The 23,873-nt window shown below is 46.1% G+C and carries 22 protein-coding genes and 2 tRNA genes; 6 read left to right on the plus strand and 18 right to left on the minus strand.

Annotated features, from left to right (window positions below; all coding sequences use genetic code 11):
- Positions 1-168: 168 nt before the first annotated feature.
- A complete protein-coding gene (locus tag QUA03_RS23810) occupies positions 169-546 on the minus strand; it encodes a Mo-dependent nitrogenase C-terminal domain-containing protein (RefSeq protein WP_333215540.1) in 378 nt (125 codons plus the stop codon).
- Positions 547-1,015: 469 nt separating this feature from the next.
- Between QUA03_RS23810 and QUA03_RS23815 the strand changes: the two genes are divergently transcribed.
- Positions 1,016-1,606 (plus strand): rhomboid family intramembrane serine protease, encoded by a 591-nt coding sequence (locus QUA03_RS23815; RefSeq protein WP_333215541.1) that lies wholly within the window; start codon positions 1,016-1,018, stop codon positions 1,604-1,606.
- Between the two features lie 378 nt (positions 1,607-1,984).
- On the opposite strand, the gene QUA03_RS23820 is transcribed toward QUA03_RS23815, so the two are convergent.
- Complete coding sequence (locus QUA03_RS23820) at positions 1,985-4,873, minus strand: PAS domain S-box protein (RefSeq protein WP_333215543.1); 2,889 nt, start codon at positions 4,871-4,873, stop codon at positions 1,985-1,987.
- 51 nt (positions 4,874-4,924) lie between these two features.
- Between QUA03_RS23820 and QUA03_RS23825 the strand changes: the two genes are divergently transcribed.
- The 3 genes from QUA03_RS23825 (at position 4,925) to QUA03_RS23835 (ending at position 6,461) form a co-directional block, all read left to right on the plus strand.
- The gene (locus QUA03_RS23825; RefSeq protein ID WP_333215544.1) at positions 4,925-5,071 is read left to right on the plus strand and encodes a hypothetical protein; all 147 of its coding nucleotides are present in this window, start codon (positions 4,925-4,927) and stop codon (positions 5,069-5,071) included.
- A gap of 587 nt (positions 5,072-5,658) precedes the next feature.
- Positions 5,659-6,042 (plus strand): hypothetical protein, encoded by a 384-nt coding sequence (locus QUA03_RS23830; RefSeq protein ID WP_333215546.1) that lies wholly within the window; start codon positions 5,659-5,661, stop codon positions 6,040-6,042.
- Between the two features lie 230 nt (positions 6,043-6,272).
- Complete coding sequence (locus QUA03_RS23835) at positions 6,273-6,461, plus strand: DUF2949 domain-containing protein (RefSeq protein WP_333056627.1); 189 nt, start codon at positions 6,273-6,275, stop codon at positions 6,459-6,461.
- Positions 6,462-7,043: 582 nt separating this feature from the next.
- On the opposite strand, the gene QUA03_RS23840 is transcribed toward QUA03_RS23835, so the two are convergent.
- The 12 genes from QUA03_RS23840 to QUA03_RS23895 form a co-directional block, all read right to left on the minus strand.
- Positions 7,044-7,120: transfer RNA gene (locus tag QUA03_RS23840), tRNA-Met, on the minus strand.
- 74 nt (positions 7,121-7,194) lie between these two features.
- Positions 7,195-7,271: transfer RNA gene (locus tag QUA03_RS23845), tRNA-Met, on the minus strand.
- Positions 7,272-7,390: 119 nt separating this feature from the next.
- A complete protein-coding gene (locus tag QUA03_RS23850; protein ID WP_333215548.1) occupies positions 7,391-8,344 on the minus strand; it encodes an asparaginase in 954 nt (317 codons plus the stop codon).
- Between the two features lie 181 nt (positions 8,345-8,525).
- Positions 8,526-9,035, minus strand: a complete 510-nt coding sequence (locus QUA03_RS23855; RefSeq protein ID WP_333040353.1) for a CGLD27 family protein — start codon at positions 9,033-9,035, stop codon at positions 8,526-8,528.
- A 2-nt stretch (positions 9,036-9,037) separates the two neighbouring features.
- Positions 9,038-9,457: a ribosome silencing factor gene (gene rsfS, locus QUA03_RS23860; protein WP_333215550.1), complete on the minus strand. Its 420-nt coding sequence runs from the start codon at positions 9,455-9,457 to the stop codon at positions 9,038-9,040.
- Positions 9,458-9,595: 138 nt separating this feature from the next.
- Positions 9,596-10,228, minus strand: a complete 633-nt coding sequence (gene yqeK, locus QUA03_RS23865; RefSeq protein WP_333215551.1) for a bis(5'-nucleosyl)-tetraphosphatase (symmetrical) YqeK — start codon at positions 10,226-10,228, stop codon at positions 9,596-9,598.
- A gap of 449 nt (positions 10,229-10,677) precedes the next feature.
- Positions 10,678-11,946, minus strand: coding sequence for a WcaI family glycosyltransferase (locus tag QUA03_RS23870; protein ID WP_333215553.1), 1,269 nt, complete (start codon positions 11,944-11,946; stop codon positions 10,678-10,680).
- A gap of 162 nt (positions 11,947-12,108) precedes the next feature.
- Positions 12,109-12,546, minus strand: a complete 438-nt coding sequence (locus tag QUA03_RS23875) for an ATP-binding protein (RefSeq protein WP_015178537.1) — start codon at positions 12,544-12,546, stop codon at positions 12,109-12,111.
- Positions 12,547-13,093: 547 nt separating this feature from the next.
- A complete protein-coding gene (locus QUA03_RS23880) occupies positions 13,094-14,095 on the minus strand; it encodes a sugar transferase (protein WP_333084651.1) in 1,002 nt (333 codons plus the stop codon).
- 396 nt (positions 14,096-14,491) lie between these two features.
- Entirely contained in the window at positions 14,492-15,160 is a 669-nt protein-coding gene (locus QUA03_RS23885) for a DUF3318 domain-containing protein (RefSeq protein WP_333109239.1), read from the minus strand.
- A 504-nt stretch (positions 15,161-15,664) separates the two neighbouring features.
- Positions 15,665-15,862 (minus strand): hypothetical protein, encoded by a 198-nt coding sequence (locus QUA03_RS23890; RefSeq protein ID WP_333215555.1) that lies wholly within the window; start codon positions 15,860-15,862, stop codon positions 15,665-15,667.
- 43 nt (positions 15,863-15,905) lie between these two features.
- Positions 15,906-17,123: a hypothetical protein gene (locus tag QUA03_RS23895; protein WP_333215557.1), complete on the minus strand. Its 1,218-nt coding sequence runs from the start codon at positions 17,121-17,123 to the stop codon at positions 15,906-15,908.
- 149 nt (positions 17,124-17,272) lie between these two features.
- On the opposite strand from QUA03_RS23895, the gene QUA03_RS23900 reads away from it, so the two are divergent.
- Positions 17,273-18,460 (plus strand): DUF3800 domain-containing protein, encoded by a 1,188-nt coding sequence (locus QUA03_RS23900; protein ID WP_333215559.1) that lies wholly within the window; start codon positions 17,273-17,275, stop codon positions 18,458-18,460.
- On the opposite strand, the gene QUA03_RS23905 is transcribed toward QUA03_RS23900, so the two are convergent.
- Both QUA03_RS23905 and QUA03_RS23910 read right to left on the minus strand, forming a co-directional pair.
- On the minus strand, positions 18,450-18,620 hold the full coding sequence (locus tag QUA03_RS23905) for a type II toxin-antitoxin system HicB family antitoxin (protein WP_333215561.1): 171 nt from the start codon (positions 18,618-18,620) through the stop codon (positions 18,450-18,452). The genes QUA03_RS23900 and QUA03_RS23905 overlap by 11 nt on opposite strands.
- Positions 18,621-18,900: 280 nt before the next feature.
- Positions 18,901-20,310, minus strand: coding sequence for a ferredoxin:protochlorophyllide reductase (ATP-dependent) subunit N (locus tag QUA03_RS23910; protein WP_199292772.1), 1,410 nt, complete (start codon positions 20,308-20,310; stop codon positions 18,901-18,903).
- Positions 20,311-20,549: 239 nt separating this feature from the next.
- Here QUA03_RS23910 and QUA03_RS23915 point away from each other — a divergent pair, with 239 nt between their 5' ends.
- The gene (locus QUA03_RS23915) at positions 20,550-20,741 is read left to right on the plus strand and encodes a hypothetical protein (protein ID WP_333215563.1); all 192 of its coding nucleotides are present in this window, start codon (positions 20,550-20,552) and stop codon (positions 20,739-20,741) included.
- Positions 20,742-20,788: 47 nt separating this feature from the next.
- Here QUA03_RS23915 and QUA03_RS23920 read toward each other — a convergent pair whose 3' ends face one another.
- Both QUA03_RS23920 and bchL read right to left on the minus strand, forming a co-directional pair.
- Positions 20,789-22,114 carry a DUF5331 domain-containing protein gene (locus QUA03_RS23920; RefSeq protein ID WP_333215565.1) on the minus strand — a complete coding sequence of 442 codons (1,326 nt, stop codon included), beginning with the start codon at positions 22,112-22,114 and terminating at the stop codon, positions 20,789-20,791.
- A gap of 34 nt (positions 22,115-22,148) precedes the next feature.
- Positions 22,149-23,015 (minus strand): ferredoxin:protochlorophyllide reductase (ATP-dependent) iron-sulfur ATP-binding protein, encoded by an 867-nt coding sequence (bchL, locus tag QUA03_RS23925; protein ID WP_006634709.1) that lies wholly within the window; start codon positions 23,013-23,015, stop codon positions 22,149-22,151.
- Positions 23,016-23,873: the final 858 nt, after the last annotated feature.

The raw sequence follows: 23,873 nt of genomic DNA on the forward strand, positions 1-23,873 counted from the left end.
CTCATGATGGTCTCGGATGATTCACTTTTACCCCCTCAATCTGCCTATGTGCCAGTTGGGGTGCGGAATGTGGGTTTCAACCGCCGAATAATCTCAAAATAAAAAAACCCTCCCCAACAAGGAGAAGGGAGGGTGAAAAGACAGTGAGAAATTTAAGTTTTTGCAGAATTAACAATAAGGAGTTACATCTTCGCCACACTCGTCAGCCAAATAACACAAAGCACGAAAGCGCAGCCCTACCACTTGCTCGTAAAGCGGATTTAACTTGCACAGCGGCGGAATGGATAATAAAGTGCGATCGCCAATTTTGACTTCTCGCTCAAACGGACACTGGCTGGGAATAAACTTACACAGCAACCGAGCCAACTTTTGACTTTTAATTGCAGTGTTATCAAGCCATTGTTTCAGCGGATGCAAGGGGTCAAAGTGTGGCTTTTGACCGTAAGGTTGAGAAATTGTAGCGACATTAACGGCGGTTTCTTGTTTGCCAAATCCTACCCAATTTGGCAGAGTTCGGTAGGAGACTGGATGCTCAAATACGTTCATTTTGCTCTCTTCCTCTTTTATAACGAGGTGCCAAGAACTCTCTGTAGAGCTTGTGCGATATTATCTACAATCAGTATCTACAGCATCTCGTTTTGCTTTACCGGATTGAACTTCTTAAATTAATGACTTAAGGCGAGAAAAGTAGTTCCTGATTTTTTTAAAGACGGTGTGCGCTCTAAAAACTGTCCTCATTTCAAGCCCAACAATTGATTGATAGGGTAAAAATTCTGTCTTCTACGTTTTAGCTTCAACCTTCGGTTGACTCTCCTTTTGTAGTTCAATTACAATTGTGACGCATCCAGGTGAATTATCCTATACGTGAAAATGCGGAACTTTTAATAAAACTTATAATATTTCTAAATAAGCTCTGCTGCAAAAAACAGTGAAACCTCGACCCCACAATCTTTGCTCGCGATCGCTCAGAAACTTCTACAATGAGAAATAATCGGTATCACCGCCCTCACAACCCATGAGTAACCCAGAAACCAAAGCTATCACCCGCGAATTGCAAAGCCACGCCGCCATTCTCGGTGGCTTCGTCTCCCTCCTCTGGATTATCGAAATTGTCGATGCCTTCCTGTTCGGAGGCAGGCTGGATGTCTACGGAGTCCGCCCCCGCAGCATCGACGGACTTCAAGGCATCCTGTTGATGCCTTTTCTGCACGGCAGTTTTGCTCACTTAGCCGCCAATACCCTCCCTTTAGTGACATTGGGTTGGTTGATAATGCTGCGAGAAATCAGCGACTTTTTTATCGTGAGTGCCGTCACTGTGCTAGTCAGCGGATTCGGAGTTTGGCTGACCGGCGCGCCCTATTCCGTTCACATTGGTGCCAGCGGATTAATCTTTGGTTACTTCGGCTTCTTGCTGCTGCGGGGCTATTTTGAACGCAGCTTTACATCTATTTTGGTATCTTTAATTGTCGGTTTCTTCTACGGCAGTTTAATTTGGGGAGTTTTGCCCTCGCAGCCGGGAGTTTCCTGGCAAGCGCATTTCTTTGGCTTTGTCGGTGGCGTATTAACAGCTCAACTTTTGGGACGGCAGAAACGGCAAATTAGCTAGGATTAGGACTTATGGTGCATAGTATCATCACCTTGGTTTATTGCCCCGAACTTATCTGAAAGCGTAGGTTTTTTGTCAATAAACCTGATTTCTTGTTTCAGTTGACAGTTGACAAGCGAATTTCTTGATAGTACCCGCCACGTGATTTATCCGTGGAATCAATCCAAAATCAAAAATCAAAAATCCTCAAGCCCCCGCATTTATCCGTGGGGTCGCCTCTAAAATCTAAAATCTAAAATCGATTGACCGCTTTATAGCGACCTCTACCTGGAAGGAAGAGGATTGGAGGAATGAATAGTCTTCTTTTAATTTCTCCCGCTTATGGTTCCGGCTTTAAACCAATTCTTTCTGGTAACAAGTGCGTATCGCATAGCAAGACTAACTGCTGACCAATAATTCAACGCGGGCCGGTAAGCACACAGTAAAAACCGAACCGCAACCTAACTCGCTTTCAACGTGCATATCGCCCCCCATCATCACGCAAAAGTGACGGCTAATAGTCAATCCTAAACCCGTGCCGCCATACTTGCGCGTAGTTGAGGCGTCACCCTGCATAAAAGCTTGAAATAAATGCTGCAATTGTTCGGGGGGAATCCCAATGCCCGTATCAGCTACGCGAAAAATTATTGAGTCGGAAGGTTCTGCTATTTCTTGAGTTGTTAAGCTGTCATGTTTAACTCTTTCAATGCAGAGACTAATAGTCCCCTGTTCCGTAAATTTGGCTGCATTGCTCAGCAGGTTGAGCAATATTTGACGAGTTTTGGTAATGTCAGCATACATCATTCCCAAGTCGCTCCCACAATCAACTTCAAACTTATTAGAATTTTTATCTACCAAGGGTTTGACAGTAGAAACTACCTCGTCAATTAAATTAACCGGGTTGAAAGTTTCTAAGTAAAGTTCCATCCGACCCGCTTCAATCTTAGAAATATCTAGAATGTCGCTAATTAAAGATAGCAAGTGTTTGCCCGCTGTTTGAATTTTTTGCAAGTCGGGGATAAAATCTTCGCAGCCTAAATCCTCAGCGTCTTCTTTGAGCATATCGCTGTAACCAATAATCGCGTTGAGGGGAGTTCGCAATTCGTGGCTCATATTAGCTAAAAAAGCGCTTTTGGCTTGGTTTGCTGCTTGAGCTGTTTGAGCGACTTTTTGGAATTCTTCTGCTAATTTGCGCTGGGTAATATCTTCGGCAATACCGACGATGCGGTAAATTTCTCCGGTTTGGCTGCGGACTGGAAAAGCCCGATCGCGCACCCAGCAAACTGAACAGTCAGATCGCACTACCCGATACTCCTCATCATAATCGCCCCGCACCTGTTTCGCAAAAGCAGCCTTGACGCGATCGAGATCCTCCGGGTGAATAGCATCCCAAAAAGCCTCCGGTTCTGACTGCAAACTCTGACAGCTCAAATTCCATATTTTTTCGCAAGCAGGGCTCACATAAACTAGCTGCTTTTGATTGGGTTCTCTAATCCAAAATACCTCATGAATATTTTCTGCCAACTGGCGAAACCGCTCCTCGCTAGCCCGTAACTTCTCAACAGCACTGTGAAATTCAGTCACATCCTGAATCAGCGATGCCACCCCAATGATGCTGCCGTCAGGATCGACCAAAGTCGTATTGTACCACTCGCAAAGAATAATTTTTCCGTCTTTTCTGAGGTTTTCGTTAAGACTGGTAACTCCTCCTTTATTAGTAAGCAAAGTTATAGATAGTTGCCTGACATATTCCTTAGCACTTTCAGGAACTATGAGATCGACTCCGTGGCGTCCCATAGCTTCCAAGCGGTTGTATCCAAAAATTCTTTCCGCTGACAAATTCCATTCCGCTACTTCAAAGTTTAGATCCCATTCAATCGCTCCCAATGGAGTTTGGTGAAGATGGAGAGCCAGTTTTTGCTGCGAGTTTTTCAGAGAAATAATTAATTGATTTTTGTCGGCGATCGCAGATTCTACCCGATCTTCGAGAGTAGTAAACGACTCTTCCAATTGATGGGCCATCATATTAAAAGAGCGAGCCAGGACACCCACCTCATCCTCCCGATCTACAGACGCCATCAAGCGGGAATCTACCGCCATCCCGTCCCATTCTCCCCGTGACAAAGCCTCCGCAGCCTTGCTCAAACGCCGAATCGGTACAACAATCCACCTAGAAGTTAGAGCGCCAATCGCCGTTGCCAGCACCAAAGCACCCAGACACATCACCACAGTATACCGAGTGTTGGCATTAATCCTTTCCATAAAATCGGCTTCAGGAACCGTCACCACAATCAACCAGTCGAGACCCCTGCTGTCTGAGAGTGGCGTCACCTGTAGAAATTGCCGTTGACCGTCGATCGTAAAATCTAACTGGCGAGATCTGTCAATTTTGTGCAAATCCCCGAAGCGTTCAGTCAAATAGCGGGCTGTCGATCGAATTAGAACATTCTTGCTGCTGGTTGCCACAATCCGTTTCGCAACACCATTGCTAACAATAAATGGCGGTTCCAGAGTAGAATTTGCCACCAATTGCCCAGACCTTTCTACAATAAAAGTCTGTCCTGATTTGCCAATTTTTAGAGTTTCCAAGAATTGATTGAGCTTGGAAAGTGCCAAGTCAGAACCCAGGATGCCAATCAGTTTACCATCCTCGCCATAAACTGGTTGAGCAGCCGTAATCGCTAGTTTGGGAGCGTCAAAATAATTATAGATTTTACTCCAAGTCGGTTGACCTGCGCGCACCGGAGCTATGTACCAAGGTCGGACACGGGGGTCGTAGTTGAGAGTAGTTTTTAATAGCTTGGTTGGTTCCTCCAACTCGGACAGCCCGTAGCCCTGCAAATTATAGCCAGTAGATTGATTAGAAATCTGAATTTGCAACTTGCCGTCGTCGAGACGTTCAACTCCAATAAAATCTTTTTCTTCGGATGCGAATTGAATGTAGCTAATTTTATCAAAAATTTGGATTTGTTTGTAGAAGTAGCGTTGCAAACTATCACTATCCCGCACGTTCACAAGACCGAGACGGATGGCATCGAGATTGAGCTGATTGATTTGGTGTGGCGTTTCAATATAACTATTAATATGTTGCTGGATACGCGATGTGACTTCTGTCCGCAGTTGTGCGGCAACATCGTTGACGGCTATGCGCCCGTTCCGCAGCGACAGCCACCCCGTCAACCCTACCGCAGCGAAAGTCTGAAGGGCAAAAGGCACAACAAGGACGATGCGAATTGGCACTTTGCCCGACATTTTTAAAATCGAGTCGGTTAGATATTTGATTGGCATGGTAAAGCAGAACTATTATTAACCCACAACATTCCGGTCAAGTACAAATTGATGAGCGCAGGTTTTGAAGTTGAGATGGTTTTAGTAGGCGAAGTGCTGTTAATAACTCGGAATCTGCCGCTGGCAACTGAATTTTTAACGACTGCCACCGCCATCTTAGCGCGATCGCGAGCTTTGGGAACATTGGCATCGAGATGAATGCAGTATCAATCTTGGACGTACTCTACACGCTCATATTATTATAGATTTTGAGATTAAAGAATTAAATAATTGGGAAAAAGAGATTCTGTAAGGGTTGAGAACTTGCCTGCTGTTCCATTCTTTTTTTAGACTGGTATCTAAAACCTGGTGTTTTTAGCGTGGTGGCGGGCTGCAACGAACTATTTTCGTGAAAAACAACCCATGGATAGCCGCCCGTGCGTCCAGCACTAACTTTTTTTCCCATCCTGACAAGCGAATTTCTTGATGGTACCCGCCACGTGATTTATCCGTGGGGTCGCCTCCCCAATCTAAAATCTAAAATCCTCAAGCCCCCGAATTTATCCGTGGGGTCGCCTCCCAAATCTAAAATCTAAAATCCTCAAGCCCCCGAATTTATCCGTGGGGTCGCCTCCCAAATCTAAAATCTAAAATCTAAAATCGAATGACCGATAGCGCGATCGAAAATTATAAGTTTTCACAGCAACTGCAATTGATATCTCCACAAGCAGCTACTTTTGATAGAGTGCAACTTAATTGCGAGTAGGTAAAATAAGCATAGTAGGATGCAACTAGCGGAGGGATGGATGATGAACGCAGTTATTGCTACTCTTGGCACTGCTCTCGGACTGAGCTCAATTTTTATCGGTTTGACCCCGGCGGTTCTCGCCCAACAAAGACTGCAACCAACGCCCCAATATTCGGAAACGACTTTATCTGGGGACTCGTTGAGGACTGTGGAGGACAGAACCTTAGACTCGGACTACCAAAACTTGATTGGTGAACCAGAAACGGCGGCTAATTCTGCTAGAGGGGAAAGAAGCTTGGGCGACAGATTTCGCCTCAAAATCGAGGGCCCATTGGAATTTATTACTACTCCTTCGGACGCCCAGCGTCAAGGAAATCCTTTACCTCCAAAACAAACCGACAGCGGTACAGAAGCGGGAGTTCAGCTTCAGCTAGGACTTTAGCAATTTTAAATGAATTCATTTGAAGCGAGCGATGGCGGAACCCAATTTTTGATTATCTCAGTTCTTGTGACTGCGATCGCTTTTTGATCTGAGTTTTATCACAAGTTTTGTGCGGTTTCGATCACACAAGGTTCTCTATTGTGAACCTAAAATTAGACCAATTAAACTTCCGATAAAGACCAATTAGCTACATATCTTTACAATATCGCATAAAACTGGCGGTGAAGGTGATGAGAAAGGCTCAACTGATCGATTATTTGCGGGGAGAGTTGGCAATATCGAATTCTGCGATCGCCGTTGCTCTCCGACACGGTGAACAAGATGCCAGCGAACTGCCCATGGTTCTGTGGCAGTACGGGTTAGTAACACTCGAACAATTAAACCTGATTTTTGATTGGATGGAAGCTCAGCCGACTTAGCAATTTAAAATCCTGAGTTAAAAAATATGGATATCGGATTGCAATTTTTTAACAAATAAAGCTTGGACAAACGGTCGTCGAAAAGTATAGGGTTGAGTGTTTAGGTTGAGGGTGGGTCTTATTTTGTCCCAATTAGAAAAATACAAATATACAGTAGGGACACAGCACTGCTGTGTCCTCATTTTTATTGTCGCTTAAAATAAACTGCTTTCATATCAAATCTGGCAGCCTCGGTATTAATATTACCCACAGCTTTCGAGACGGCAGTGCCGTGTCCTCCATACCATGTCGCTCGTGCAACCGGAAACGATATCAATCCCACATTCCGCACCCTGAACTGTCACACTACGAATTTTCGGAGTTTGGCGAAATTGAACTGGCGATCGCCAGTCCTATTTCCCACTTGTGTGTATAAAAAGTGACTATTTTGGTTCACAAAATTCCGCAAAAACCGATTGTGACAGTGGAGGGTGCGGAAAGTGGGATCAATTTGTCGAAGATGCGATCGCACTCGGCATCAAATAGAAGCTATAAAACAAACCCCAGCAACTTTTAGGCTGCCGGGGCTTGTCTTGTTTAATTTGGTGGCGGGAAGTGGATTTGAACCACTGACCTTCGGGTTATGAGCCCGACGAGCTACCAGGCTGCTCTATCCCGCGTCGCTTTATCTCTCTTTAGTGGTTTCCAAAAACAAAACCCTGAAACCTTAACGATTACAGGGTTCGCTTGAATTTGGTGGCGGGAAGTGGATTTGAACCACTGACCTTCGGGTTATGAGCCCGACGAGCTACCAGGCTGCTCTATCCCGCGTCGCTTTATCTCTCTTTCTAATATAAACATATCTTTCCGAAAATAGCAACCCCACAATCAAAAAAACTTTTTAGATTGTGGGAGGGGTTGCTGAAATCGGCGAGCGAGTCTCGATCGCCCTAAAGCATCGAAACTTCCCCGATCACCTCCAAGCGCTTGAACTCGCTGAGAGTCAGGTAAGTTTCCGAAAGAGTTTCGGCAATTGTCGGAGTAATCCACCCCAACTGCTTGAGCAAGTGAATCGCCACAGCAAATTGAGCGCGCTTTCCTCCATCCGTCACCTTAATTGCCAAGCCCATGCCTTCGCCAACGCGGCCAATGCACTGCACCCCTTCGGCGCCGGACTTGCTCACCAATTCCCCTTGAGTCAAGCGCATCAGTTCCGTGTCAAATTTGCCCTCACCGGCAACCATCATCGGGTGATGAGTCATAGCGCGGACAATCCGCTCCATCTCCACATTGTCGCCGGAAGCCAATTTAGCGTACAAAGAGGCCATTTGCCCCAACTGCAACAGATAGGTAGGAGCGCCACAGTCGTCACGAGCGCTGATAAACTCTTCGGCAGGCATTGCCAGCAACTCAGCCACTTTGCCCAAAATAAGCTGCTGGACAGGATGTTTGCGGCGTAAATAAGTGTCCAATGGCCAGTGCAGTTGCTGGCAGACAGCCAGCATTCCGGCGTGTTTGCCGGAACAGTTGTATTGCAGGGCGCTCTTTTTGCCTTCGGGAATGGGGCATTGAAGTTTAGAGGGGTCAATGTCGCAGCGCCACAGGACGTTAAATACCTGGCGCGATTGCTCGATCGTACCTTGATGGGAACTGCAAATAATCGCTAAATCTCGATCGGTCAATTCGTAGCGTTCTAAAGTGCCAGTCCCCGTCACCGCCAAAGCTTGAAAAGGCTTGAGTGAAGAACGGACAAATGAGGCCGTTTCCGAGTTACCAGCAACGGACAGAACGCGCCCGCGGTTGTCGCAGACAGCGGCCTGGGCGCGGTGCCTCGATTCCACAATACCTTCGCGCAGCAGTGTGACTTCCAGTTCGGGAGCTTGGGTTCGTTTTCCCCTTGTCATATCAATTTTAGATTTTAGATTTTAGATTTTAGATTGGGGCCGGTGGAAGTTATGAGTTGCGAGCTGCCAGTTAAGAGTTATAAAGTTAATCTTTCTGCGATCGTTTCTCACTCATGCACTCCGTGTGCGTTGTTGGCTGTGGGCGGCAATCTCAAAACTCAAAACTCCCTTCCATTCCCGATTACAAACAACTCCAAGTTAGTCCCCCGGCAACCAGCAACACTGTCAAACCATAAAATGTCTGCCGCAGACGCCTGAGAATTGGTTCTAGTTGGTAGTTGACAATCAACTGATCTTGAAGCAAAACTTCGGGAGTTTTAGGCCAAGATTGACAATCGTACCAACCAGACTCTTCGTAGACGACCGTGGGATTTGAAAGGCGCGATCGCACGTAGAACCAACCCAAGTAGAGCCGCAGCAAAGCTAATCCTAGAATAAAACTGGCACCTGCGGCACCGCTGAGGACAAACTGAGCTGGATACTTGACAGGAGCAAAGCTAGAAGCAGCTATCGGCCCCGATACCAAGCAACTCCAAGCCCACACCCAAGCTAGTTTGGCTAGGTATCCGGGCCAATTGAGTGTTACCCAGCTAAAAAACCAGGATTCTTTAAGTTCTTGGTATTCATTGATCGGCCGCTGTTCTTGCGGAACGGGACAAATAGAAGCAGAAACGTTTTTCACATTAGCCATCCTCACGGCGTGGGGGAAAAGTCAATGCGTTCGGCGTGTCCCCAGAACGCTTCTAAATTGTAGAACTCCCGCTCTTGAGGCTTCAAAATGTGAATGATCGCGTCGCCGTAGTCCATGACGACCCAACTAGCGTCTGATAGCCCTTGTGTACGCAGCGGCAAGCGTTGCCACTCTTCTTCCACTTGGTCTGCTATCGCTTGGGAGATGGCTCGTACCTGCACGTTGGAAAATCCGGTGACGATCGCAAAGTAGTCTGCCAAGTAGCATACTTCGGCCACCCGGAGCAATACAATATCTACTGCTTTGCGGTCCTCGGCTGCTTGGGCAACGGTCATGATCAGGCCGCGAGCTTCGTCTGGGGAGGTGCTGTCCGTTGCTGTAGACTGAGCCCTGGAGTATTCGAGTTGAGTTAGATCTGACATTAAGTGTTTAAGTTGCTAATTGATACGGTAAGGAAGAATGGGTGCGCTATTGGCTTTCGGTTGTTGGCAGTTTGAGACGGGAAATAGGAGTTAGATTGAAGCCAAAAGTAAGGACAGGATTGCTGATAAATTTTACTTTTAACTTGTGATTTGTTCGATCGACTTCTGGGTCGAATTTCCTGTTTCCGGCGATCGAGCCATAAGCAGCGCCCAATTGCGGGTAAGTACGGTGCGGGGGTGGATGTAGCAGCGAGTTTCTAGCAAATATTTAAGACAATAATCGCTAGTTTGCCACACGGCTGCATAAAGATTTTGCAAGCTTGCCTCGCGCAGTGCTTCTAGTTGGGCTGTGTTGCCGCGGCTCGGCTCTATGGTATCTGCTATGAATACGGTACAACTGAGCTGGCTCATTTTTGGTCTGCCGAGGGTGTGATTGGCGATTGCGTCCAAAATTTCTCGATCGACCACCCCGAATTCGTCTCTGGCGACGATCGCGCTCGCGTCTGCGTGCAGCAAATGCGGGTGTGCTTCCAACACTGAGTCTAACTCTAAACCTTCCTTCTGGGCCATTTGCAGCAGCAGTTGAGGTTTGAAGTATTTTGCCAAATCGTGCAACAAACCGGCCGATCGGGCTTTTGCTTCGTCGAGGCCGTAATGGCGAGCCAAGTCACCTGCTACCTGTTCGACTCCGAGGATGTGTTTGATGCGGGCAGCAGGAACGCGCTCAGAGAGCCAAGCTAGGACGTTTTCGCGCGCGGGTGCAAGTGTCAAATATTAACTCCGAAATTGTATAGTGTCTTTTATTTTAGCGTTTTGTTTTGATCGGCTGCGGTGTCGGGCACATAGGGGTGTGGTTACTTATGGGATGGGGAGGGGTGAAGGGGGCGAAGGGGGTGAAGGGGGCGATCGGCTTTACCTGAACAATCCAAAGATGTGTTAAAGTAAGTGGCTGTAACGACAAATTGTAGTTACAATATCTAGTGACAATCAAGGTATGGAATTTGAGTGGGATGAGACTAAACGTCTTACCAAACTTAGCAAACATGGAATTGACTTTATCGACGTTCCATTACTTTTTGATGGAGAAATCGTAACAGTTGAGGACGATCGATCAATCCTCAGTCTTTCATTTTTTGGTAGTTTATCTTAACGAGCGTTCGTTCAGTAGTGCTCCGAAAATCTTTTGCCACTGTAAGCACGGGCGGTTTCAAGCGCTTATCTTATTTCGGCAAAGGCTCCAATATTTTCTCCGCATGACTCGCTGCCACCGCCGCAAATAAAGCTTCATAATGATTCAAAGCTTCCTCAAATCCGTAATTCTCCACAGCATAATTTCTGCCTTGCTCGCCCAACGCATCCACCTTAGCAGGGTGCAAGTACAAATCCTCAACCGCCTCAGCCAAAGCCTGCGGATCTTCCGGCGCTACCACCACCCCGCCACCGCTTTGCTGCACTGCTTTTTGGGCCGTACCAGTTTCAGGAACCGAAGCCAAAATTGCCCGACCGCTGGCGAGAATTACTTGAATTTTTGAAGGCATATTGAAGTTAGTAACGCGGCGCTTTTGTACTACTAAACTAACATCAGCAGCAGCTAACAATTCGGGCAATTTTTCTCGCGGTTCAAATGGTAGCAACATTACATTATTAGCTTTGTAAGTTTCGCAATCTTGTTGCAAGCGCGCCAAGGCTGTTGATTCCCCCACAATTACAAAAGCGATTTCGGGTATGTGTTTCAAACGAGCCGCTGCTTGGACAACTGTTTGCAAGCCTTGAGTTAGGGCAATATTGCCTGCATAGAGAACGACAAATTTGCCCTTGAGTTTGTGAGTTTCTCGAAATGAGTTACTTTCCTTGGGTAAGGGCCGAATGAAATTGACATCAACCCAATTGGGAACGCAAACTATTTTTTCGGGGGGTACTCCCTGAGAATGCAATTTTTTGACAAAACCGCTGTCGATGACGCTGACTTGGCTGGCTGTGCTGTAGGCCAATTTTTCCAAAGCGTCAGCAATGCGAACTAGCAGTCCGTTTTTTTTGACCAAGCCGACGCGCACGGCTGCTTCTGAGACGATATCCTGAACGTTGAGGACGATCGGGCAAGCGCGAATCCAGCCGTAAAAGGCGACTGGGACGCAAATCGGTAAAGGGGGCATTGTCGAGAAAATCACGTCGGGACGCCAGCCTCTGAAAGCTTGGACGGCGCTGGAGACAACAAAACTGCCGTCTAGCACAAGTCGGTCTAGGAGGCTGGGGTGGGGGCCGTTGACGCGCAGATAGCTGCGCTGAATTGTGACACCGTTGTGTTCTTCTGTGAGGTAAAATTTGCCCTCATATTGCGGATAAATCCGGCGCTGCGGATAGTTTGGCATTCCTGTGACGACTCGGACTTGGTGGCCGCGCTTGACTAAGCCTTGCGCTAGTTCTGTCATCAGGGGGGCAATGCCGATCGGCTCTGGATAGTAGTTATATGAATAAATTAGAATACGCATAATATTTATTTTGAAGCAAATTGTCCTCCAGCCGCGTGCATCGAGCCTGTACCCGCAGAATTGCAGAGGATGTGGTTGGATTCCGGGTAGGACAATAGGGGAGCGAGGGGATCTTCCACTCCTTGCGAAAGAAGCCGCCCTGACCGGGCGGGTATCGGGCCATCAGGTAATGTTTTTTCGCATTACCAGGCAGTTTCGGCGATCGTCGGTACGGATATACCGAAGGTCGTCTGTGAGCTTGTACATGAACACCAGTCCCCTTTCTCCTTCTCTGTCCAAAGGATCGCGCTGCTCTTGCATGATTGAGTGCAGCTTTGCTTCTAAGTTGAAGGGTTGACCCCTGTCCCAAATCCTAATTTCTAAGTAATCGGCAAACACTTTTACCTCAATGTCGATGGGCGTCGTGGGGGGCAAGTTCTGGTGAGCGTGGCGGACAGCGTTTGTAAAGCCTTCGTTGATTATCAGCCGACACTGCCACCAGAAATCCGCTGGTATCATGGGCAAAACGATATTCTCCAACCATTCCAAAACGGATGTTAAAGCATTCAGGTCTGTTTCAACCTGCAGGTGCCACTCGGCCTTTGGTTGCTTGTCTTTCATCTTTCTTCCCCCTGGTCGGCCCCCACCACCGCTGTACTCAGCGCCGGAGGGAGAGAAAAAGGAGGGCAAGGTCTTGGCAACATATTAGTTAAGTCAAGCTTGAGTTGAAGAAGCCCGTTTTGCCTCAAGGTGAGCATTCCTTTCGCACCATTTACTCGCACAGCAAATGAGAGACTTCCGATACTGTAATCCGCCTCGGTAGGGCGTTTAAATAGGGAAAATTCCCGAGTCAGCTTGCGAGGAAGTGATTTAAGCTTCGACCGTGTTAGGAGTCGCTACTTTTCTAAACACAGGTGAGTTCTTCTCGTCCTCGAAAATCATGCTGGGCTCATTTGAGTATGACCTCGAACTCGCCAATTGCTAATTATTAATGCTCTGATTGCAGAGCTGGCAACTAGCTGTGTATTTTCTTGGCGTGTGAATTTTAACACTTAATGCTAACGTAGGTATCGCTAGTGATCGTCTGCTTGACTAAGTATCGAGTTCGAGTTCCCGCCCCCCGTTGGCAACCGCACCTCAAAGTTCAGTGGTGGGTTGTTGAGGGTTCCTACACAGCGCCACTATTTTTGTTAAACAGGACTGTTACAGTTTTGACAATTAGTTTGAGGTCATACACCAGGCTCCAGTTTTGTTGGTATTTTAAATCTAAACGGATGACATCTTCAAAATCGCGGACTTGAGAGCGACCGTTGACTTGCCATTCCCCTGTCATCCCAGGTTTGACATCCAAACGTTGCCACTGAGGGACTTCGTAGCGCTCAACTTCGTCTGGGGTAGGCGGTCTAGTGCCGACTAGACTCATTTCGCCTTTGAGCACGTTCCAAAACTGCGGCAGTTCATCAAGGCTGGTTTTGCGTAAGATGCGCCCGACCTTGGTAATCCGCGGGTCGTTGTCATTTTTGAAAAATGCGCCAGAAGCCTGATTTTTGATTTGGGCTTTCATGGCTTCGGCGTTGGTACACATCGATCGAAATTTCCAAATCCGAAATTGTCTGCCCATCCAGCCACAGCGGGTTTGACCGAAAAATATCGGGCCTGGATCGTTGATAGTGATAGCAGCAGCTATGGGTACGAGCAAAATTCCTGTAATTATCAAACCGACTATTGCCCCAACAATGTCTATCAGCCGCTTCACCCACGATTGCACTGAGGGGTGGGTCATCGGTAGCTGATTGTCCGAGGGCTTGGTCTCTGTGGGAGTTGAGGTTGCAGAGGGCTGCTCGATCGTCAGCACTTGATCTAGGCTGGTGAGAGCAAATACTGCCATCACCTGCGGCTTGAGGCTTCGGAGCACCAAGTCGCTACCACGCTGTTTGGCAAATTTCAGATTGCTGACTAAAGCACCGATCCCGCTACTGTCGATGAATGTCGTCTGACTGAAGTCTAGGACAATCTTGCTGGGAACGGTGGTGCTTTCCGAAAAAAGTTGCTGGCAGGTTGTCTTGAAGTTTACAGCTTCAAGTACGCTCAAGCGCACGGGTATGTGAACTGAGGGAATTTCGTCCGAGTACGTTACCCGAAAATCTGCCTCTGGGGTTTGACTGACCATGAAGTCCTGGTTTCAAATTTCAAGCTTATGTCTTTAGCCTATTCTGTCCTAGCAGCTCCACCTTTACCAAATATTATGGTTAACAAAAGGCTAGCTTTATACAAACTTTACAAAAACGCCTGCAAACTCGCCCGCCGAGAATGATATCAAAGGCAAAAATAGACTTAAGTCTACCAGTGCCAGTTTTGGCCCAAAGATTTTTGAACGCAGTCGCGGCCAAACTTTAACATCGGAATCAAGATTTTTGTGGATTCAGGCCGATTAATCTTGTCGTTAATAATTTTCGTGCCTGTCTTGCACCGGATAGCCATCGCAGTTAACAGTTAACAGCTAACACAGAAGTCAACAGTTAACGGTTAACTGGAAAACCCCCGTAACAAGCGTCGGGGGATGAGGTTAAGAATTGTAGACGTTTTCTGACTGGGAGGTTTCGCGGGTGATGGGTTTGACTTTGGCTTTGGCTTTGGCTGCGTTGCGTTTGAGGGCCTGGAGACGAGCTTCGTATTTAGCCCGCTGCTGTTTTTTGGAGGTTTGCTCGATTAAGGTTTTTAAGGCGCTGCCGAGGCTTTTGTAGGCGTTTGGGAGAGTGTAGCCGAAGCGGGTGGCCAGGGCCAGGGCTTTTTCGTCGGCGTCTATTGCTTCTTTTAAACTTTTCTCTCCGTTGTTTTTTTGGAAAAGTCTCCAGCCGGAGACGCCACACAGGGATAGGGCTAATAACAGCAGCAAACCGTCTTGCACCCAAAGTTCGCCGACGGCGCCGCCTAAACCAATGGCGAGGGCTGCCATTTCCCAACCGTCTCTGGGGATGGTGTCGTTTTGAATTCTGGCGACTTCGTGCCAAAATAGGAGGTTGCGCTGATCCATTGCTAGCTGTTCCCAGCGGATCAGGTCTATTTGGATTTCTACCTGGTCTTTGCCTATTTCTTCGCTGCGGATCAGGGTAGGATTAACTTCTATTGTTTTTTCTACTGTTACCCAACTTTGGAGTTCTGGGGGCAGTATGTTTTTCAAGCGCCGGATCTCACTCATCTCGGCTCTTGCTGTAGAGGTTGCATAGGATGTCATAGCTCCGGCCTATTGATTTTCCAAAGGTTAATATGTGTCTATTTCTGGAGTATAGCAAACCTTTAATGCAAATATAGTCTAGCAACGGGGGTCGATCGACTAATACTGGCAATTTTACTTGATTTTAGTCTCAGGGGGCGATCGCAACTGCCGACTCGATCCTTGATTTTCGACTATTTCATCAACAGTTCGATTTCTTGTCGCAATTGCGACCAAGCCGACAAAACTTCCGGCTGAGAAGTTATGCCTTGTTGAACTAAAACAACTCCGTCAAATACTTCAGAAAATCCCTACAAACCTCGCCGTAGAGATTCATCGGCAAAACGCACTCGCCCCCGAACTCTACCTCTGTCAATCGGAGCTTTTAAATTCTTATGCTGTAAATGCCACAAGTCATAATCGACAGCTAATTTTGTAAAAATGGCGACAACTTAATCCGTGTAATATGAGTCGAAAACCTTGTTTTATAGTCCATTACGGGATATCTATTTAGGGCAAATAAAGTCATTTAACTCTTCTTTTTGTCCCAACATCCTCTCTTTTTTTGCCTCGTTTAACATTCATTTTTTTTTCTTTTTTTGCTACATGAGCGCGATCGCCCACAGTTGGGTGTTCGAGCGCCCACAGTAGCGAGTCGGAGCGCCCGCTGCTGGCACTAACTACTGGTGTATCCCCTTTCCTTCTTGCAGTGGATCTTACCACTTTTCGGGGATTTACACACATCAGTCAGACGCGATTTAAATGATTAAAGTGACTTGAGAAGACCACTTTCCAACTGATAAATTGCTGCCATGATTCCGCTTTCAGGATTTGTGAGCAGCGACTTTTTGACATCTTTCAAGTATTCTACAATGTGTTCCCGCAAAATCGGTCTTTCTACTTTAACTGTGTGATTGTAATCCCACAAATCCCAGATGATAATCCCGATGCCGACAATAGGGTCGATTAAACTTACTCCCAATTGACTAGCCACTGTACCGCCTGTTTTTGTGGCTACCTTGGCGGCAGCTTTGCTGGCAACTTTTGCCGTAACTTTGCTGCCAACTTTAGCTGCTACTCCCAAAATTAAGGGTTTAGCAATTAAGTAACCGCTACCGCCAACTAATACTTTTAATGATAAATTCGAGACGTTTCCTTTGTCGCTAATTGTGGTGGCAATATCGTTCAGATATTTGTCCCACTGTACTTGCGGTATATTATAACTGTTTTGAACTACTTTCACATTCTTGCTAACTTCGGATATATACAAATTAGCAGTATCTTGAGTGATTAATTGAAATCGCAGTTGAGCGTTTTTGGGTACCAGTACGCGGTTAGCAAATTCTCTTTGAAAGTCTTCCGTTAATTTTTCGGAAACAGCACGAGATGCTTCTGTCATATCGAATCTGTTGAGTAGGGCAGATTTCACGAAGCTAAAAGGTACGGCAAACTCCATCTTTTTTTGAGTGAAGTAATCAAAGTACCAATCGAGGAAACTGTTGTCTACTCGTGCAATTACTTCGCTTTCCCATTTGTCCAACTCTTTTGATGCGAAAGTTTCGGCAGTTATATGGGATTTTTGGATGGCGTTTTTAATGTCTTGGTTGACTTTGCTAAAATCGTGTGGCGTCGAGACTACAACTGCTGTGGTTCCGGTATTTGTTAGTGACTGGGAAATTAGAAAGTTACCTAATAGGGGAATGATGACTACGAGAATTACGATCGTCCAAATCATCGGTGTGACAGTTTTGATAAACTGACCGATAACTCTGAGACGTTCTGTTTTCTCTGAATAGCTAATTTCTTCCTTGTCTTGACTCATGGCGGTTTCGCAACTGATGAGAGTTTGGCTAGTTTCGATTATAGGCGATCGTACTTGCGATCGTGTTACAGGGGTGTAGCCTGGGATTTTGGAGGGGTTGGGGAAAAAGTGCGATCGACCCACTCTCTTATCATAGCAAGCAGTTTTTATGAGCGTACTCAAATACCAAGTCCTGTATTATTTTGTTAATTCTCCTTTGTGAAAGGAGGCTGTTAAGTTTCATTTCTGAAGTGGTGTGGTTTTGTAATTTTATGTTATACTACCAAAATTACGGGTAATACACACTCCTCACAATTAAACTAAAAATCCCTATGAAACAAACCATTCAAGAAATTTACTGCGATGAATCAGGTTGCAATGGTAATAATCTTATGGACCGAGATTCACCGATTTTTGCTTATGCAAGTGTAGCAATTAACCATGAAGAAGCTACAGAATATGTAAATAATATAATTCAAAAATATAAGCTACAAGGTGGCGAATTAAAAGGTCGAAACCTTCTTAAATCTTCCAAGGGTCAAAAGGTAATAGCTGAGATATTGATAAATTTTAAGGATCGCATAAAAGTAGCTGTATATCATAAAAAATTCAACTTAGCTTGCAAATTGTATGAATATATATTTGAGCCAGTTTTATCAGAAAAAAACTCTCTATTTTACCAGATAAAATTTCACCGATTTATCAGCAACATTTTATATGTAGAGTTTGTATCTCAGAGCGCGGATGCTGAAAAAATATTTAGCGATTTTCAGAAGCTTATGAGAAGTTTGGAGGACACAGAACTTAACTATCTTTTTAGTTCTTCAAAAACACCTGATATTTCGCCTATACTCGACGGCATAAAGACTTTCTGTATTCATCATAGAGATACTATTAATCAAGAATTAAACTCTTTACAAGGAACTGATATAGGCAAGTGGATTTTAGAGCTTTCGTACCCGGCTTTGTTGTCTATTCTCTGTGACTGGGGAAAAGAGTTTAACCAACTTAAAGTTTTTTGTGATGTTAGTAAACCACTAAAAGAAAACAAGGGACTGTTGGATACTATGATTGGGAGAGAGGATAAGATTTATACTGACTTTTTTCAAGGAGTAGAAGAACCCATTACATTTAATCTATCCCAAGAAGTTCAATTTGTGGAATCCGATAAATTTCCTGGCATACAAATAGCTGATGTTGCTGCGGCTGCTTGTGCCTATGCTGCTAGAGAAGGTGTCAACCAAAATACAGAGAGCTGGATAGAGCATATACCCGGTATTATAGGTGGCCACTCAGTGATTCCTGATTTGAGTTACACCGACCCACATACATTTGATGCGACCAGAAATTATATGTTGTTAATATATTTGGTGGAGAAAAGTATAAACGAACAGCCATTGCTTGATGGAATAGAAGAGTTTTTATCGGCGGTTACTCATGATTTAAATCTCAATCCGAGCAATCGGATAGCTACTATTGCCGAGAATTGTCGAAGCGACGCACCCTACTTTAACTTTTAGCAGGTAAAGGAATCTCATCGCCACACTCATAAGCAGTCTCTATCCACAATTCCCTAGCTTCCTGAATATTCTCCATCGCTTCCCACAAAGTTTCCCCCACAGACATACAACCCGGAAGGTCTTTTACAGCAATTTCCAGGTTTATGGAGTACGGTTGCAAGGGTTTGTCAACCAGTTTGGTAAGTGCTTGGGATTAAGGTGTACTTTATTTGCCTGGAATCTGCTGTATTATGGCTGTATAACCTTCAGATTCTGGATAAAAACTGATAGCATATTTCAGGCTCAAGTAATAATCTAGAGACTTAAAGTTGACTTTCATCTTCTAATTAAAAGATCGATCGCACACTTCATCCGCGTTCATCTGCGTCAATCCGCCTACATCAGCGGTTCCCAAAAAAATAAGGTGAGCAAAGCCCACCCTACTATCTTACTAAAAACGATTAAACCTTCGCTTCATTCTTCACCAAATTACCCCAACCCAAATCCTTCAGCGAATTATTCCGGCGCAGCGGACGAGTCACCAACTCCAAAATATCCCGCGCATTACCAAAGCCGTGAATTTGAGCAAAAGTAAACTCAACAGACCACTTAGTATTAATTCCCCGCGCTTCCAAAGGATTAGCGTGAGCCATACCAGTAATCACCAAGTCAATATTCTGCTCGTAAATCCGCTGCAACTGATTGTAATTGTCTGGTTTTTCCACAATCCGAGGAGTAGGAACTCCCATCTCGTGACAAGTCTTTTCTAACAAAGCCAACTCGGCCGCCTGATAGCGCTTGTCCATGTAAGGAATCCCAATTTCCGGGCAAGTCATGCCGCAGCGAATCAAGAAACGTGCTAAAGAAATCTCTAGCAAATTGTCGCCCATAAAGAAGACAGATTTGCCGCGAATTATTTGCAGGTAATCTTCCAAACCTGCCCAGATTTGCGCTTCCCGTTCGTCCAAACCTTTTGGTTCAATTCCCAACACTGAGCAAATCTTTTCAATCCAAGCGCGAGTTCCGTCAGGGCCGATCGGGAATGGCGCACCAATTAGCTTACACTTGCGGCGGCGCATCAACGTAGAAGCAGTACGCGACAAGAACGGATTCATGCCCGATACATAATAGCCTTCTTCCAATACTGGCAATTCAGTGTAGCGCTTGGAAGGAAGCCAACCAGAAACCTTAATTCCTTGCTTCTTCAATTCTAAGGTTAGCTGAGTAACAACCGGATCGGGCAAAGAACCAAAAAGTACCAGGGGTGTGTGCTTGACATATTCCGATTCATCTGCTGCAACTTCCTCTTTTTTCTTGCCGAAATTCAGCAGTTGAGAGATAGCATTGCGTTCTTGTTTCTGAGATTCCATCACGGGCGCTTTCTCAGGACATTTAGCAGCCATCGCTGCTAAAACGGTATCTTCCCCTTGAGTAAAAGCGTAATCCAAGCCGTTAGCGCGCGCTGTGACGATGGGAATGCCAATTTCTGCTTCGAGTTTCGGTGCTAACCCTTCCAAATCCATTTTGATGATTTCGGTGGTGCAAGTGCCGATCCAGACAATTACACTGGGGTTACGATCGCGCTTAATTTGCAAGCACAGTCGCTTCAACTCATCATAATCGTTTAACTGAGCGGAAATATCGCCTTCTTCCAACTCAGCCATCGCATAGCGAGGCTCAGCAAAAATCATCACGCCCATTGCGTTTTGCAAGAAATAGCCGCAAGTCTTAGTACCGATTACCAAGAAAAAGCTATCTTCAATTTTTTGATAAAGCCAAGCTACGCAGCTAATTGGACAAAAAGTGTGATAATTGCCTGTTTCGCATTCAAAGTTTAAAGCTTCCGGTTCATTAGTAGTAATAGCAGTCATATCTCAAATCTTCTCCCTTTAAATTGTTTTTCTTCTCGAACAGGACTTGCGGCGGAACGAGGAAACACCTGGATTTTGCGAGCGTCTTGGTGCAATCGCCCAGGAGAGGAATAGGTTGTTTTTCCCCTCGATGACGAACAGGCGCAGTGGCGTGAAAACACCTGTGAAAGCGCGATTGCGACGCACAGCGAACGATAAATAGAAATACCTATTTTTGGGCTAATTCCTGTGAAAAATAGATGCAACCACTCAATATTTCCGCAGCAGTCGCAGCATCCCAAATTCTGGCTAAAAAATTCTGCGCGAGGGCATACAATCCCTCACAGCAGGGATTTAGTTTACTTCAACTTGCTAAGGCAAAAAGCCTTTTGGCAGTTGTGAGTTGGAGCTCATTAAAAATTAACAACTCGCAACTCACAACTCACAAATAGAGCGGGAAACTTCAAGACTAGAAGAGATGCGGGCGATCGCAACAACCTCACTTAAAATCAGATAAAAAGCCGGAAATTTCTTCATCCTCATCGTCGGAATCCAAATCGCCGAGACCTAGAGCATCTAAATCATCTTCGTCAGGATCTCCGGTAGTTGCTTCCCCCAGATCGTCAAGTCCGAGATCGTCGAGGTCGTCCTCATCAGATACAGAGAAATCGTCAATACCGTCATCGTCCAAGTCGCCCAGATCCATATCTAGGTCATCTGAGGTCGCTGTCCCAAAAGGATCGGGTATTTCTTCGGCGACAAACTCTGCATCTTCTTCCCCAAACGGATCGGAAATCCCCGCTTCGAGATCTCCAGAGGTCAAAGTCCCAAATTGTGAGGCTTCTTCTTCCTCGTCATCGCCGAGATCGAGACCGCCCAAAGCCAAGGCTTCTTCTTCCTCGTCATCGCCGAGGTCGAGACCGCCCAAAGCCGAGGCTTCATCTTCCTCGTCATCGCCGAGGTCGAGACCGCCCAAAGCCAAAGCTTCTTCTTCCTCATCGTCGCCCATATCAAAGTCAGATACGGCGTCTTCCTCATCGTCGCCCATATCAAAGTCAGATACGGCGTCTTCCTCATCGTCTTCGAGACCGAGACCGTCCAAAGCCGAGGCTTCTTCCTCGTCATCGCCCATGTCGAAGTCGGAGACCGCTTCTTCCTCGTCATCGTCCATGTCGAAGTCGGAGACCGTTTCTTCCTCGTCATCGTCCATGTCGAAGTCGGAGACCGTCTCTTCCTCGTCATCGCCCATGTCGAAGTCGGAGACCGCTTCTTCCTCAAACTCATCGAAGGATTCCTCCTCTGAGCTCAGTGCTGACGCTGCTGCCAGACCTGCTGCTCCGGCGACTCCGGCGACTACTCCGGCTGTTGCCAAGGCAGCACCGCCCAATTTATTAGATTTGGCTGCGGCGGGTGCTGCAGTTGCAGTTTGAGCTGCGGCGGGTGCCGCAGTGGCAGTTCGAGCTGCGGCGGGTGCTGCAGTTGCAGTTTGAGCTGCTGTGGGTGTTGGAGATTTACCGGCCGTCTGCGGCGCGATATTTGAGGGCATACCCAGCGCGATGTCCGGGTCAAAATTGAGTCCCAACACTTCGATCAGGCTGTCTGCATCCGGCTTGAGTTTTGAGAAGGGCAGCATTAATTGCTGGAGTTCCGGCTCCAGGGCAGCCGCAATTCCCAGGATGAGGTAAGAAACAGGCCTTTTCCCGCCGTCGGGTGTGGCGACCGTGTTCTCAGCCGTCATGTGCAGGAGCAGCCAAGCCCGATTTACCTGGTAGTAGTCCAACCACTTCTGTTTGAGAGCAACTGAAAAAGTATCAAAAAAAGCCATAACCTCTTTATCCTCATCCTGATCGCTAGACCTATTAAACCATCATCAGGTCTAGCTCATCTTCCTCCTTCTTGACCACTGGTTGCACTGGATTTAGATAAAAATCTGAAAGTAAGGCAAATAATTCGCGATCGGGCGTGTCGTTGGGCACTACTCCTTCGGGCATTGCCAAAATCTGGTCAGCGATGTTGAGGTAGTAATCGCAGACGTAGTTGAGGGAAGGATCGCTTTCGGCCATCTCAAACAATGTTTTGCCTTTGACGCGAGAAACGCGGATATCTTCAATCAGGGGCAGCACTTCCAGCACCGGCATCGGTACAGAGTCAATGTACTTGTCGATCAAGTCGCGCTTTGAGGTGCGGTTGCCAATTAAACCGGCGAGCCGCAACGGGTGAGTGCGGGCTTTTTCGCGGACTGAGGCGGCGATGCGGTTGGCTGCAAATAAAGCGTCGAACCCGTTGTCGGTAACAATCATGCAGTAATCCGCGTAGTTTAAGGGGGCTGCAAAACCGCCGCACACTACGTCACCGAGTACGTCGAACAGGATGATGTCGTATTCGTCGAAGGCATTGAGTTCTTTGAGCAGTTTTACGGTTTCACCGACTACATAGCCGCCGCAGCCAGCTCCTGCGGGAGGGCCGCCTGCTTCTACGCAGTCAACGCCGCCGTAGCCTTTGTAGATGACATCTTCAGGCCAAACGTCTTCGTAGTGATAGTCCTTTTGCTGAAGGGTGTCAATAATTGTGGGGATCAAGAAGCCAGTGAGGGTAAATGTGCTGTCGTGCTTTGGATCGCAACCGATTTGCAAAACTTTTTTGCCGCGCTTGGCTAGGGCAACGGAGATGTTGCAGCTTGTTGTCGATTTACCAATTCCACCTTTTCCGTAAACTGCTAGTTTCACTCTTGGTTCTCCTATAGGTTTCTATCAAAACGATGAGGGCTGGGTTTTCATGCTTTTTTTCGATCGCCCAATTGTTATAGCCCAATTGCAATAGCCCAATTGCAATTCCCTTACTGTCAGTCGATTTGAGATTTCAAATTTGAGATTAAAGAATGGACTCCACAGATGAATCTGGGGCTTCTCTCTAACTAAAATTTTCTATCTCGACGACTTTTGTTTGGGGCTTGTATCCGTCTTTGGGTTAGGCCAATTTTGGACTCGGCCCTTAGTCACCTCGTTGAAAGCATTATTAGCTAACTTGCGATGAAAGGAAAGGGGGCGTCTAAATGAAAATGCTAGTAAATTTGTTTATTTTGCATCTTTGGGAATCTTAACTGGTTTTTTGATATAAAAATCTATTTTTAGATTATTTTTAGATTTTAAATTAATTTTAGAATACTTTCTTAATTTAAAGAGGTACAAAAACAAAACAAAAATTAACTTCTCAAACAATCTGGGCTTTTGGCTTTGGGGCTAGGATGCAGGCAGTTGATGGCTTGTGCGGGTAAGTGGAACGGTCATAAACGCGCTAGTGGATGAGGCAAACTCGAAGTGAGTTCGGATCAGTTGGGTCAGGGGAGAGCAAAGTGATGGGATTTTAGATTTTAGATTTTAGATTTTAGATTGGCAAACATTGACTTTGCTGGGGTTTCGGGTGTTTTGTAAAAAATTGTGAATTTTTAGGAAATGGTGGGGAGTCGGAGAGTGGGGGAGTGAGTCGGGAAGAGGGAGAAAGTTATGGGATTTTAGATTTTAGATTGGCAAACATTGACTTTGCTGGGGTTTCGGGTGTTTTGTAAAAAATTGTGAATTTTTAGG

The sequence above is a fragment of the Microcoleus sp. S36b_A4 genome (assembly GCF_036700645.1).
GTDB lineage: Bacteria > Cyanobacteriota > Cyanobacteriia > Cyanobacteriales > Microcoleaceae > Microcoleus.

Bases quoted from the DNA above. Each gene is read 5' to 3' on its own strand.
- QUA03_RS23880 (WP_333084651.1), bottom strand. From the start codon at position 14,095: ATGGTCAGTCAAACCCCAGAGGCAGATTTTCGGGTAACGTACTCGGAC.
- QUA03_RS23915 (WP_333215563.1), top strand. From the start codon at position 20,550: ATGCAACCACTCAATATTTCCGCAGCAGTCGCAGCATCCCAAATTCTG.
- QUA03_RS23920 (WP_333215565.1), bottom strand. From the start codon at position 22,114: ATGGCTTTTTTTGATACTTTTTCAGTTGCTCTCAAACAGAAGTGGTTG.
- QUA03_RS23870 (WP_333215553.1), bottom strand. From the start codon at position 11,946: ATGCGTATTCTAATTTATTCATATAACTACTATCCAGAGCCGATCGGC.
- QUA03_RS23830 (WP_333215546.1), top strand. From the start codon at position 5,659: ATGATGAACGCAGTTATTGCTACTCTTGGCACTGCTCTCGGACTGAGC.
- QUA03_RS23875 (WP_015178537.1), bottom strand. From the start codon at position 12,546: ATGAAAGACAAGCAACCAAAGGCCGAGTGGCACCTGCAGGTTGAAACA.
- QUA03_RS23855 (WP_333040353.1), bottom strand. From the start codon at position 9,035: ATGGCTAATGTGAAAAACGTTTCTGCTTCTATTTGTCCCGTTCCGCAA.
- QUA03_RS23885 (WP_333109239.1), bottom strand. From the start codon at position 15,160: ATGACATCCTATGCAACCTCTACAGCAAGAGCCGAGATGAGTGAGATC.
- QUA03_RS23900 (WP_333215559.1), top strand. From the start codon at position 17,273: ATGAAACAAACCATTCAAGAAATTTACTGCGATGAATCAGGTTGCAAT.
- QUA03_RS23825 (WP_333215544.1), top strand. From the start codon at position 4,925: ATGAGCGCAGGTTTTGAAGTTGAGATGGTTTTAGTAGGCGAAGTGCTG.
- rsfS (WP_333215550.1), bottom strand. From the start codon at position 9,457: ATGTCAGATCTAACTCAACTCGAATACTCCAGGGCTCAGTCTACAGCA.
- QUA03_RS23810 (WP_333215540.1), bottom strand. From the start codon at position 546: ATGAACGTATTTGAGCATCCAGTCTCCTACCGAACTCTGCCAAATTGG.
- QUA03_RS23835 (WP_333056627.1), top strand. From the start codon at position 6,273: ATGAGAAAGGCTCAACTGATCGATTATTTGCGGGGAGAGTTGGCAATA.
- QUA03_RS23815 (WP_333215541.1), top strand. From the start codon at position 1,016: ATGAGTAACCCAGAAACCAAAGCTATCACCCGCGAATTGCAAAGCCAC.
- QUA03_RS23910 (WP_199292772.1), bottom strand. From the start codon at position 20,310: ATGACTGCTATTACTACTAATGAACCGGAAGCTTTAAACTTTGAATGC.
- QUA03_RS23820 (WP_333215543.1), bottom strand. From the start codon at position 4,873: ATGCCAATCAAATATCTAACCGACTCGATTTTAAAAATGTCGGGCAAA.
- QUA03_RS23850 (WP_333215548.1), bottom strand. From the start codon at position 8,344: ATGACAAGGGGAAAACGAACCCAAGCTCCCGAACTGGAAGTCACACTG.